This is a genomic window from Paenibacillus sp. QJM3NY_38, assembly GCF_056173265.1.
The window spans coordinates 5,083,717-5,096,005 of record NZ_CM149665.1; the positions used below are offsets into that span (position 1 = coordinate 5,083,717).

General features: G+C 52.1%; 8 protein-coding genes. 5 read left to right on the forward strand and 3 right to left on the reverse strand.

Annotated features, from left to right (window positions below; translation table 11 throughout):
* Positions 1-170: 170 nt before the first annotated feature.
* Positions 171-2,816, reverse strand: a complete 2,646-nt coding sequence (locus AC0VZ8_RS23540; protein WP_475487749.1) for an adenosylcobalamin-dependent ribonucleoside-diphosphate reductase — start codon at positions 2,814-2,816, stop codon at positions 171-173.
* A 421-nt stretch (positions 2,817-3,237) separates the two neighbouring features.
* Here AC0VZ8_RS23540 and AC0VZ8_RS23545 point away from each other — a divergent pair, with 421 nt between their 5' ends.
* From AC0VZ8_RS23545 to AC0VZ8_RS23555, 3 genes are all read left to right on the forward strand, one after another.
* Positions 3,238-4,995 (forward strand): DEAD/DEAH box helicase, encoded by a 1,758-nt coding sequence (locus AC0VZ8_RS23545; RefSeq protein WP_475484604.1) that lies wholly within the window; start codon positions 3,238-3,240, stop codon positions 4,993-4,995.
* Position 4,996: 1 nt separating this feature from the next.
* The gene (locus tag AC0VZ8_RS23550) at positions 4,997-5,959 is read left to right on the forward strand and encodes a YqhG family protein (RefSeq protein WP_475484605.1); all 963 of its coding nucleotides are present in this window, start codon (positions 4,997-4,999) and stop codon (positions 5,957-5,959) included.
* A gap of 144 nt (positions 5,960-6,103) precedes the next feature.
* Positions 6,104-7,240 (forward strand): hypothetical protein, encoded by a 1,137-nt coding sequence (locus AC0VZ8_RS23555; protein WP_475484606.1) that lies wholly within the window; start codon positions 6,104-6,106, stop codon positions 7,238-7,240.
* Positions 7,241-7,441: 201 nt separating this feature from the next.
* Here the strand turns inward: AC0VZ8_RS23555 and AC0VZ8_RS23560 are convergent, their stop codons facing one another.
* Positions 7,442-7,642, reverse strand: coding sequence for a YqzE family protein (locus tag AC0VZ8_RS23560; protein ID WP_071221747.1), 201 nt, complete (start codon positions 7,640-7,642; stop codon positions 7,442-7,444).
* Positions 7,643-7,793: 151 nt separating this feature from the next.
* On the opposite strand from AC0VZ8_RS23560, the gene AC0VZ8_RS23565 reads away from it, so the two are divergent.
* Both AC0VZ8_RS23565 and AC0VZ8_RS23570 read left to right on the forward strand, forming a co-directional pair.
* Positions 7,794-8,597, forward strand: a complete 804-nt coding sequence (locus tag AC0VZ8_RS23565; protein WP_475484607.1) for an N-acetylmuramoyl-L-alanine amidase — start codon at positions 7,794-7,796, stop codon at positions 8,595-8,597.
* A 202-nt stretch (positions 8,598-8,799) separates the two neighbouring features.
* Positions 8,800-11,040, forward strand: a complete 2,241-nt coding sequence (locus tag AC0VZ8_RS23570) for a methyl-accepting chemotaxis protein (protein ID WP_475484608.1) — start codon at positions 8,800-8,802, stop codon at positions 11,038-11,040.
* A 221-nt stretch (positions 11,041-11,261) separates the two neighbouring features.
* Here the strand turns inward: AC0VZ8_RS23570 and AC0VZ8_RS23575 are convergent, their stop codons facing one another.
* Positions 11,262-12,149, reverse strand: a complete 888-nt coding sequence (locus AC0VZ8_RS23575; RefSeq protein ID WP_475487750.1) for a divergent polysaccharide deacetylase family protein — start codon at positions 12,147-12,149, stop codon at positions 11,262-11,264.
* Positions 12,150-12,289: the final 140 nt, after the last annotated feature.

Genomic DNA, 12,289 nt, shown 5'->3' on the forward strand with positions numbered 1-12,289 from the left:
CCAGAACAACAATACCTGTTGTCTGGCCTTATCTGCATAATTATTATATTAAATGAATAAATAATCGTTTCTAAGGATTTTTGGAATTTTCTATCTAATTTATTCTGAAACAAATCCAAAAAATTATGAAATATCACACCTGCTGCTAATGTCCTGTTCTAACGGCTTCCTCACGAACACTTACTATACCCACAGTTCCCGCAAGTCTTACATCCCTCGATGTTAATTAAGGATGCACCGCCGCAGGATGGGCACAGATCCAGCGACATCGAGCTGCCGCCTGCGTGGGAGCCGTGTCCGCCATACCCTGCGGCTGCCGTCGCCTCGGCCTCGCCTGCATCGACAGGCGCCATCGTGGCTGCGACCGGTGCCGGATCATGGTCATGATCCACCCCGGCGTTGTTCGCCACGTGCGTCTCAAGCGCCTTCGCCACAGCGTCGGCGATGGATTCTACGCGGTTTGCGCCGAAGCCGATCGCGCCGGTGCCGCCGATGCCCTTGAGGTGCTTTATCAGCAGCTCCACCTTATTGCCGTGGTCTCCGTAACGCAGGAACAAGGAGCAGACGCGGCCCAAGGCTTCCGCCATTGCGAACACATCCGAACCGGCCTTGCCGACGTTCAGGAAGATTTCGCTAGGGATACCGTCCAGATCGTTGATGGTAATATACGCCATGCCGAACGGCGTGTTCATTTTATAGGTTGCGCCGCGCAGCACTTGCGGACGCTTCTTGTATTGCTTATCCAACCCGCTCTTGCTCGCTGAGGCTGTCACGGCCACGCTGGCAGCCGCCGGCTCCACGTTCGTTGCATCCTCTGCGGCTTGGCCTGCCGCGCTTTGCTCAAGCGCTGTTTCCGCAGTAGAAGCTGTGGTCGCTTCGACGGCCTTATCTTCTTTTTTCTCCGTCTGCAGCACCTGCACGTCACGGCTGCCGTCGCGGTAGATCGTTACTCCCTTACATCCCAAATCGAATGCCAGCTCATACAGTCGTTTTGTATCTTCAACCGTAAAGTCCGACGGACAGTTGGCCGTCTTCGAGATCGAGCTGTCCACCCAGCGCTGAATTGCCGCCTGCACCCGGATGTGATCCTCGGCGGAGAGACTCATCGCCGTGACGTAATAATCCGGAAGCTCTTCGCCCGGATGGCTGTCCAGCCAATCCTGGGCAATCGGCACGAACTGCTCGTCGAAACCGAGTCGGCTCTGACGGAAGTATTTGAAGGCAAAATACGGCTCGATGCCTGTCGATGTTCCGACCATCGTACCCGTGCTGCCCGTTGGCGCTTGGGTAATGACGGTAACGTTCCGTGCGCCTTTTTCACGCACCGCTTCGGCAACTTCCGGATACACCTCGGCCATATTTTTCATGAAGCCGCTTTGCAGGTACAACTCGGCATCGAATGCCTGGAACGAACCCTTCTCTTCGGCAATATCGGCGGAAGCGAGATACGCTTCGCGGGCGATGAAGCCATACAGCTTATCCAGAAACTCCAACGATTCCGGACTGCCGTAACGGATGTTCAGCTTGATCATCAGCTCGGCCAGACCCATCGTTCCGAGACCCACGCGGCGCTCTTTTTTCTGGTTCAATTCGTTTTCTTCAAAATGGTACGGCGTCCGGTCAATGACATTATCCAGGAAACGCACGGAGTACCGTGTCGTTGTAGCCAGCTCATCCCAGGCAACGTCATGGTTCGCTTCATCATAGAACTTCGACAGGTTCATCGCGGACAGGTTGCATACGCCCCAGCCCGGAAGTCCCTGCTCGCCGCAAGGGTTCGTACAGATAATCGGGTTGAAATACCAGCTGTTGGACATCTGGTTATAGTATTCCATGAATACGACGCCCGGCTCTGCGGATTTCCATGCGGATTCGATAATCGTGTGCCAGACCTCGCGTGCTTTTACTGTTTTATATGGAATGATACGGCGTCCGGCTTTCTTCCATTTATCCAGATCGCCGTCCCACAGCTCATCATAGTCAGGATCCGTAGTATCCGGGAACACCAGCTCCCAGTCCAGATCTTCCTTCACGGCCTTCATGAAATCATTGCTGACGCATACCGACAGGTTCGCATTCGTAACTTGTCCCATCGTCTGCTTTACGGTAATGAAATCCTCCACGTCCGGGTGCCAATCATTAATCATCAGCATGAGCGCGCCCCGGCGGCTTCCGCCCTGCTCGATCAATCCCGTCGTATAACTGAACAATCCGCCCCACGATACCGCACCGCTGGAGGAACCGTTCACGCCTCTTACGATCGCGCGCCGAGGACGCAGGGAAGACAAGTTAATGCCGACTCCGCCGCCGCGTGCCATGATCTCGGTCATCTCGCTCAGAGTTTCCATGATGCCGCCCCGGCTGTCCTTCGGTGAAGGAATTACGTAGCAGTTGAACAGCGTCAATTCATCGCTTGCACCCGCTCCAGCCGCAATCCGTCCGCCCGGCACCAGCTTCCAATCATCCAGAATCTCGCGGAACTTCCCGCGCCACTCTTCCTGCAATTCAGGCGTTGCCTCAACCGATGACATGGCAGCCGCGAGTCGATCCCACATTTCTTCCGGCGTTTTCTCGATGGTTAACGTCAGCTTCTCCACATCCGATTCCACAAGCTCGCCCTTCCGTGTCTTCACCGTGACCTTGCGGCCTTCGCGCTTCACGATTTCGCCAACTTCCTTGGTCGGAAATTTAGGATCATCTTTCGTCAAAACGAGCACCACATCGCCTACCTTAGCGTTGTTGGTGTCCGCATCCTTCCAGGCATACCGGTCCAAAAAGATCTTCTCGCTTAAACCTTCCAGCCGCTGATTCTGCATCGTACTCAAGAGCAACTACCTCCTATATAAAATATAAAATTAAAAAGTTCCGCAGTTATGCGCTCACCAACAACATAACCTGTTATGTAGCCGGTCAAACATTCAAAACCACTATATACACCATATATAGTGCTACCAATCCATTATACTACACTATATATAGGTTAACTATGCCGATAATGTGAAAATTAAGCCAACAGATCCAAGCTCCCGCTCGCAAGCTTCCGCTTTCTTCCTCTCGCTCTCTTTTTCGCCCATCCCTATGAAAAAAAAGGATGAAAATATCCAATTCCAGCAGCCGTGCGCCCTTTGGGTTATTCCACGCCTTCCGAATCCGTGCAAGGTTATGAAGACTTCTTTTTTCGTCCATACTACATATACACCGCTGGCCCGGAATCTTTCACAACAGGAGGAGATCGACATGTTTCATCAGCCATCTGCCGACTCAGGCATGATTTTCGACCCGCGTCTTCCCGTTCCATTGCAGATCGACCGTTCCTGGTTTGACGATCTCGCCGGTCGACTGGACAAGGGCGGACCTTGGGGTGACTATCGTCTGGCCCAGCTTGCCGTGGAGGGCGAGAAATCGCGTCTCGTTACAAGCTTTGAAGAATTGCAATGCCTCAAGCACCTAGGCGGCTTATCCCCGCTCCCCCATCAGACCGATACCGCCAGACGCGTATTGTTCGAGATGTCGGGCCGAGCCATTCTCGCCGATGAAGTGGGGCTTGGTAAAACGATTGAAGCCGGCCTTATTTTAAAAGAATACATCGTGCGCGGCCTGGTATCCAAAGTGTTGATTCTCGTTCCCGCTTCCCTTGTGCTGCAATGGGTTCGCGAGCTGAACTCCAAGTTCGGCATTCCCGCGATTGCGCAGAAAAAAGCGTACTCCTGGGGCAATGATATCGTTGTCGCCTCCATGGACACGGCGAAGCGCGATCCGCATCAGGAGATTCTGCTGAACGAGGAGTACGACATGCTCATCATCGATGAGGCGCACAAGCTCAAGAACAAGAAAACATCCAACTATCAATTCATTCAAAAGCTGCGCAAAAAATACTGCCTCTTGCTGACGGCCACGCCGGTGCAGAACGATCTCAGCGAGCTTTTCAATCTGATCACCCTGCTGAAGCCGGGCCAGCTTGGAGGCCAAGGGCAGTTTGCCGCTAATTTTGTTGTCGATAAACGAAGACCCAAGAACCAGGAGCAGCTCAAGGATGAGCTGTCCAAGGTCATGATCCGTAACCGCCGCGGCGAAGGCGAAGTGAAATTCACCAAGCGATCCGTCCGCAATGTAGGGCTTAGCCTCTCGCCCGAAGAACAGTCATTATACGACGGCGTCACGTCCTTCGTCAAAGATCAGTATCAGGCAGCAGGGGGAAATTTAAGCAGTATGCTGTCCCTTGTTACGCTCCAGCGTGAAGTGTGCAGCAGCCGCGATGCCGTTTTCGTGACTCTTGTTAATCTGTCCAAGAAGCTGCCCGAGGACTCTCCGCTGCGCGATAAAATCTGGGAGCTCGTCTATCTCATCAAGGCTATCAAAGCCAACACCAAGGCGGAAAAAACCATCGAGCTGATCCAGCAAATGAACGAGAAGGTCATCGTATTCACGGAATACCGCGCCACGCAGGAATACCTGCTTAATTATTTCCGCGATCATGGGCTCATCTCCGTACCGTACCGGGGCGGAATGAACCGCGGCAAGAAGGACTGGATGATGGATCTGTTCCGCGGCAAGGCGCAGGTCATGATCGCGACGGAAGCCGGCGGCGAAGGCATCAATCTGCAATTCTGCCACCATATGATCAACTTCGATCTGCCCTGGAATCCCATGCGGGTCGAGCAGCGGATCGGACGCGTGCATCGTCTCGGCCAGACCAATGACGTGAAGATCTACAACCTGTCCACGTCAGGAACCATTGAAGAGCACATTCTGAACCTGCTGCACGAGAAGATCAACATGTTCGAGATGGTCATCGGGGGTCTGGATGTCATTCTCGAGCGGTTCGAGAAGAAGGAGTCCATCGAGAAGAGCCTGTACAAAATCATGCTGGAGTCCGGCAACGATGATGAAATCCGCCAGCGCATCAGCACATTGGGCGACTCGATTCACCATATCAAGCAGGATATCGAGCAGGGAAGCACCGTCGAAGATAATCTAAGAGAGGAAGAAGCCTAATATGACCATGACGCCGCAGGAGGTGCAGCAGCACTTCATGGCCTATTTGGAAGCCACCGAATGCACCGTCATTGAAAAATCGCCTGAGCATGTCACCGTGAAACTGTCTCCGCAAGCCGACAAAATGCTCACCAACCGCCCGTATTACTGGGGTTTCGTGGAGCGTACCGGCGCTCCCGCCGAAACGTTATCGTTCAATTTCGTGTTTGATCCGGAAAAATACGACGAACGGCTTGCAAAAAGCAAGGAAGCCGAAGCCAAAGCGCAGCTTGCCTCGCCTACGCAGGATCCGCTCCTGGCCCGCTTTTACGGGAATGCTCCGGTTCTGCCCATCCTCGGTCCCGGCCGCATTCAGCGGGAGAACATTGGCTACGGCAGCAGCCGGCTGGCCCAAATTTGGAATGCTTCCCGAGAGGAAGGCAAATGCGTCTATCTGTTCCAGCAGCGCGATACCGAGCCTCGTCCAAGAGCCCGTTCCACGCCGTATGAGCAGTGGCTGGGCGTCTGCTTCAAGGTAGAGTTCAGCTGTGATCTGAAGCGGGAGGAATTGTTTTTTCTCGGAATCTCGCTATCCAGCCGTGCGATTGCCCAAGACTTCCCGGCGATCCTGGATGGACGCGAGCTGACGCCCCGCTTGCCGGAAAGCGTTCACGTCCGCCCCGCTGCTCTTACCTTGCAGCAGGCCGTAGATGCGCTGGAGAACCATCTTATCGATAAGCTAAGTAAGCTCGACTATGACTGGGCCACAAAAGCAAGAGAACGTCTTGAAGATGAACTGTTGGTGATCGACAGCTATTACGAGGACCTGCTCAAGGAGCAGGATGAAGAGAAAAAAGCGCTCATCGAGGAGCAATATAAGAACCGCCGGTCCGAAATGCAATGGCAGTACGAGCCGAAAGTGAGCTTGTCCGTCATAACCTGCGGTCTATTTCATCTGTGTTCGCCTGTGGGTGCGTCATCATGACGCTCCTCTACAAAAGCAGGCAAAAAAAGAACCATTCTCCCTTCTCCTGCCGCGACAGCTTGCAACAGCCTTTGCAGAGCTTGTCCGATATGATGATTCCAACACATCCACGGCGCGTAGGGCCAAGGAAAGGCGGTTAATGATTTGAAGCGTTGGAACATGAAACATCATAACCATGATGTCAAGGATTGCAAGAACTTCAAGCCCCAATCAGCCGATAACAAGCATAACAGCCGATATCGAATGTTGTCTGTTTCCATCATTGTAACGACTATCCTCTGGTTCAGCACGGTCCAGCCGCAGGCAAGCTTGGCTGCAGCAAGCCAGGCCGACGTTTCCAATTCTGCGAACAGCCTTAGTCTGACTGGCACCCCGTTTACTGCGAATCATCACACATCAGGCGTTTCAGGGGTTAGTCAGAACAAAGCTGTAGCTCAGGTTCCTGGGAATTTGATGGACTTTGCCGAGGAGACTGTCGCCCAATTATCGGCCCATGCGCCATTTACGACATGGGACGAAGCAACACTCGAGTTCACCCCGCTCGGTCCGGGCACGCACGGCTGGTTAGTCACGCTTTCCGATGAAGGACTGCCGCAAGGATACATGATTATCAGTGCAGGCGAAGACGGTGGATATATCCTGAGTGAATACGGGATCGGCTCGACCCTTCCCTACAGCCAAGCGCCGCTGAAAGAGCGGCTCACTGCGGAAGGCCTTGTGAAGGCCGGAGGGTCATTGCCTCAAGGCAGCACCGTACGCAAGCTGTATGGCGTGTCCCCCGTCTGGCAGGTCCAGCTGCCCGGCAAGAAGCCGGTTTATTTTAATGCACTAAATAGTGAAGCCCTACCGGATGAGCCCCAGCAGACGCATTCAACGACGAAGCTGGTATCCGTATCCCTGCCTGCAACATCCAAAGGACTCGTGACTTCATCCAAATCCAGTCATTGGTTTGCCGGAACGCCCTCCATCGCAATGGGCGGCTCCGTGGATCCTTACGATAATCTGCTGTGGCTGACCACTGGAAATCTCACAGCCCGAAGCAGCGCCGATCTGCGGAATTTACTTAAGGAGCACTCCACCCTGATATTTAAGTCCGCAAAAGGCAATGCCGCCTACGGCGCGCCTTTTAACTTAACGGGCTGGCATCGATGGTCCTCCGAGAATCAGGAGAACCCGGCTGCACTTTATGTTTCGGTTCCCTTGCGGAATACAGACACCCTCCGTTTTCTGCCGGCATCCCGGTTAATCGGACAAGGGCAATTTTATGCCCAGCCGGAATAATACGAATTTTCCCATGCCATATGCCATGACTGACAAAGGACGCTGCCCCTTAATGGGCAGCGTCCTTTATTTCAAAACGGTTTATAAGTGTGCACTCAGCACGCAGAAGAGACTATAGCCTTCAAGTGCCATGTTCCCACTTCGACCCTGACATCGTGCGCACACGGTGCGCAAAATGCGATTTCATGAGTTGAACATGCATCAGCTGTTACTTCGTCCCTTTTTTTTGCGCTTGGTGGTTACATCCTCTTTCCATAGCGACATGGAGAACGGAATCATGCCGAACCACCTTGTGGTCCAGGATTCCTTCACCTTCGCCTGACGCCGAACGTCCTTAGGCGTATCTATAAAATGAACCACGCGCTCGGTAATGTACTTGATCAATTCGTCGCCGCTAGCCATACGAATCAACTCCTTTTGGTTTATCCACATCCCAGTATCAGTTTGCTCCATTTCAATCATTTCTAGACGCTCGCACTTGAACAGCATGATTTTCCCGCCACATGCACATTCTAAAAAAGCCGAAATTTTTACGTGAAAGAAGGGAACCATCATGATTAAGACAGCCGTTGTATGGATGCTTCTCTTGACACTGGCACTCCCGGGTTCTGTTGTGGGAGCATATCCAGTGAAGGAGCAAGCCATGACGCGTTCAGCGCATGCCGTTCATAAAAGTCCAATATCGACAACCCGGCTTCTGACCGAAACGCCCGAATCCACCCACTCTTCAGGTCAGGAAATCGACCAGTCCGAACTAAGGCAGCTGCACCCTTTTGCCCATGATGTCATTCTGATCGATGTGGGTCATGGCGGAATCGACGGAGGAACGTCGTATGGTGAAATTCTCGAAAAAGATATTAATCTGGCCATTTCACGGAGACTGTTCATGCTGCTGCGCAAGGAAGGCTATCGTGCCGTCCTGAACCGCGATGCCGATTACGCGCTTAGCGATGACAATCGTTGGCATCGAAGCTCCTCGAGGCATCGCCGTGATCTGTCGCAGCGCAAGCAGCTCAGCAGCGAGATCCCGACCAAGCTGGTGGTCAGCATTCATGTGAATTGGGGGAAGAACTCGTCCAAGCGCGGAGGCATCGTGCTGCATCAATCCGAGGGACGCAGCACCCTGCTTGCGGACACCATCCAAGAGCAGCTGAATCTGGTTTACCGCAGCAACAATCACATCATGGTAGGTAAACCATACTATCTGCTGAATCAAACCCAAGTACCCGCCGTCATCGTCGAAACCGGCTTTCTCAGCAATATGGAGGACCGGAAATTATTAACCGGCCGCAACGGTCAAATGCAGATCGCTGAAGCCATTGCCGACGGGATTATCAGTTATTTAACGGCCCTGTAATTTGGGGCTTTTTTTTGCATATATAGGCCTGCCTACTCCAATAATTAGGTCTACAAACCTTCTTTTGTGTCATTTAAATTAACATCAAGATGAAAAAGCATCATTTTATTGAAAAAAAAATATAGAAATTTCAGGATATTATGATAGTATAACTAACATATAGAAAGATAGATTACTCAAATGGAAATTGGGGGAGATTGCGATGTTTGACTGGCTTGGCTATCGCCAAGGACTTCCGCTCTGGATTTCATGGCGTCTGAATCGTAATATGAAGAACGATGTTGAAGACATATTCGTAGGTATTGCAGAAACGCGTAAAGAGCTGCTATTCTCTTGGAGTCATGAGTATTGGGGACATCTGGACCGACTGAAGGAGCAGCTGAACAAGGATAATTCCTATCAATCACAAGTCGGCAGCGAACATTCTCGCCCTTTGTCATCAAACGCCCGGTTGAATCAGGAGCAGCTCTTCTCTGCCTTATATTCGCGCGCTACCGACTTTACGGAATTATTCTTATTGAACTCCTCTGGTGAAGTCATATATTCTACATACCCCTCACATATTGGAACAACCTATAACGCTAGCAGTACACTGGGCGCTGCGATCACCCATCTTATCGGTTCGAACACTGGCAAATTGCTCTTTGGACCGTATGCCGATCCCACTACCTTAACTATCGGCCCGCGTTCCTCTACCTTTCACGACAAAATGACGCTCCTGTTCATGAATGCCATCTACACGGGAGATACGTTTGTCGGCATCCTCTGCGGCCGTGTGCCGAATGACGTGATCGGAGATTTAATCCAGCGGGAATCCGGCCACGTTTACCCTGATTCCGGCGACAACTATATTTTCATGGCCAAGCCCGAAATGAATCATCACATTGCGCCCGGAACCGCTCTATCCAGAAGCCGGTTTGAAGACCGAACCTTTACCCATGGCGAGAACCTGAAGGACGGCGTTACGACCGACTGGGGAACCGTTTCCGTAAAAGAGCATACCGAGCTTGAGCTCATCTTTACCGACCCGGCGACGGGGCAGCTGCACCCGGGAGTAGCCAATACCATTGCGAACGGAAGCAATTTGTTCGTAGCCTTTCCGGGATATTCCGATTACCGCCACATTCCGGTGATCGGCAAAGGCCTGACGTTCCGTTTGCCCCATTGTCCGGATGTTTGGGGGATGATGTGCGAAGGGGATTTGGAAGAGGTCTACCGCGTTCGCAGCATCCGCTTTAGACATGCTAAGCTCCATGGCCTATCCACTTTTGTGTCCAGTATGCTGATAGCTCTCATTGTTTATGTTAATGCTGCTTATGGGTCGCCCGCACTCGCCGCAATTGTAGGAGGATTGGCCTGCGTGGCCACTGGTCTTCTGGCCTCTTCCCTGATCGGCCGCAAAGAAATCGGGCGTATTGCCGATCGACTTCGAAGCCTGAGCCGATTTATCCGCATGAATGCCGAAGGTACCGGCGATCTGACGCAGCGCCTGGATACCCGCCCATTCGATCAGGACGAAACGCGCGAATTAGCCCAATGGATCAACAATATGATCGACTCCCTCGAAAGCATCATGATGCAGGTGAAATTGACCGCAGGCGATGTTTCCGCCAGCCAGCAGGTGATGAATGACACAACTGCCGTCACCGTGACTTCCGCTCAGCGTGTCAGCGGCAACATTAGCGAGATGATTCACAGCATGCGCAGCCAGCTGAAGGATATCGATGCCGTGAAGGAAAGCGCGGAACAGATGCGGGGAACCCTCCGTCAGCTGGAACGGCAAGCCAATGAACAGATTGATGTAGCCAAACATGAAGTGGTTCGTATCGGAGACAAGATGTCTCATATCTCCTCGAAGGTCGAGGAAACGAATCAGACGATCCGCACCTTCATGGGTACCGTTCAAGAGGTCACCGGCGTGCTGCACGCCATCGAGCAAATATCCTCCCAAACCCATTTACTGGCCCTGAATGCTTCCATTGAGGCAGCACGGGTCGGAGAACACGGACAAGGGTTTGCCGTGGTAGCTAGCGAAATCCGGAAGCTGTCCGAACTGACCAGAAAGTCCACGGAGGAGGTTCACCTAATTATCAGCCATATCTATAAAGACGCCCAGCAAGCCGTGCAATCAATGAAGGAAGGAACCAAGGTCGTGCAAGAAGGAAACCTGCTGGTTTCCGCGGCCTCCGAGCTGCTCGCCGCCGCTGCCGAAGATGACGTTCGTAAACATCAGGCGGTTGATGAAGTAGTTCAGCTTATGGAGAAAATTGCATCGGTCAGCAAAGAGAATCGGAAGATTTCCAAGGATGTGGAGAGCAAGGTACAGGAGCTTACACAGGAAATCGAAAGCGTACGATACACTTCGGGCAATGTTGAAGTTATTGCAAAATCCATGCAGCAACTGGTAGGACAATTCAAGCTCACCGATTCCCGCATTCGATAAATGAATACTGCCTCCACACATATGTACAGCCTTCCATACAGGGATGGAATCACCGGATCCTTGACTGGAAGGCTATTCATTTTTTATGCTGTTCAAGATAGGGGCGGACCTTTGTCGGATAATCTTTTTAACGCCGGTTGCTCACGGCATGGCGAAACCGACTCCGGTTCTGCTGCTGACACTAATACGCAGACAGCGAAATTCGGTTCTGCTAACCAACGCTAATTTGCAGGCAGCGGATTCGGCCGCCAGCTTGATCGTTCCCTAACCAGATCGCTGATACCCACAAACTCCACCTTGGCTTGCAGTTTCGGAATGGTTCCTTTCAGCGCTTCTGCCGTTCGGATTCCATATTTGCCGACATGGCCAATTGCAATGCAGGATGTTCTCTCTTCCGCATGCTGTACCGCTGTCAGAAGCTGTTTGCTCACGTGCTGAACGGTATGAACATCATCCAGGAATATATCGTTGGCGATGGACGGCATCCCCTTCTCCGCTGCCAGTTTGCCAATCACACTATGGTAGTTTGTCTTGCTGTCGATAAAGAACAACCCTCTCTCCCTGCATACATCAAGCACAATCGACATGACCCGCTCATCCCCGGTAACCTTGGAGCCCATATGATTATTAATCCCAACGGCATAAGGAACCGAATCGATTGCCTCCTCCATCCGTTCACGAATCTCCTCATCGGTTAGTGAACTTAGAATGGCACCCGGTCCGAGCCAGGAAGATCGTCCTTGCTTCGGCTCCATGGGCATATGGATGATGACGTCATGCCCTTGCCGATGCGCAGCTTCGGCATCCTTCACGCTTGTCGGCAAAAAAGGCATCACTGCCACCGTGATCTTAACAGGAAGACTCAGCATTTCCTGAGTCCCTTTCTGATCATTGCCAAAATCATCAATGATGACGGCCAGCTTATTAACTTTCGCCTCCAGATCAGGCCTGCCGCGTCCGGATTCTTCGTGGATTTCTTCTGTTTCCTGATTGGGAGGATCAGCAGTAGGGGTAGAGGCCACCCCTGCGCCATATCCGATCTGTGCTCCGTCCACGATCATCCATATCGTACATAGCAAGATAATCAATTTTTTGAATGCCTTCCGCATGGTTACTCCCCTTCCATTCATATTCATGCTAATCACACCTAACCGTATTGTTTGAGAAAAGGTATGTAAATATGTAAGAGTGATTGTATTCAGCACAGCACAGCCCAGGCACAGAAACTTCTTGCCCGCCACCGTTGGGT

Coding starts and splice junctions, on each gene's coding strand:
- AC0VZ8_RS23540 (WP_475487749.1), bottom strand. CDS start 2,816: ATGCAGAATCAGCGGCTGGAAGGTTTAAGCGAGAAGATCTTTTTGGAC.
- AC0VZ8_RS23545 (WP_475484604.1), top strand. CDS start 3,238: ATGTTTCATCAGCCATCTGCCGACTCAGGCATGATTTTCGACCCGCGT.
- AC0VZ8_RS23550 (WP_475484605.1), top strand. CDS start 4,997: ATGACCATGACGCCGCAGGAGGTGCAGCAGCACTTCATGGCCTATTTG.
- AC0VZ8_RS23560 (WP_071221747.1), bottom strand. CDS start 7,642: ATGGCTAGCGGCGACGAATTGATCAAGTACATTACCGAGCGCGTGGTT.
- AC0VZ8_RS23565 (WP_475484607.1), top strand. CDS start 7,794: ATGATTAAGACAGCCGTTGTATGGATGCTTCTCTTGACACTGGCACTC.
- AC0VZ8_RS23570 (WP_475484608.1), top strand. CDS start 8,800: ATGTTTGACTGGCTTGGCTATCGCCAAGGACTTCCGCTCTGGATTTCA.
- AC0VZ8_RS23575 (WP_475487750.1), bottom strand. CDS start 12,149: ATGCGGAAGGCATTCAAAAAATTGATTATCTTGCTATGTACGATATGG.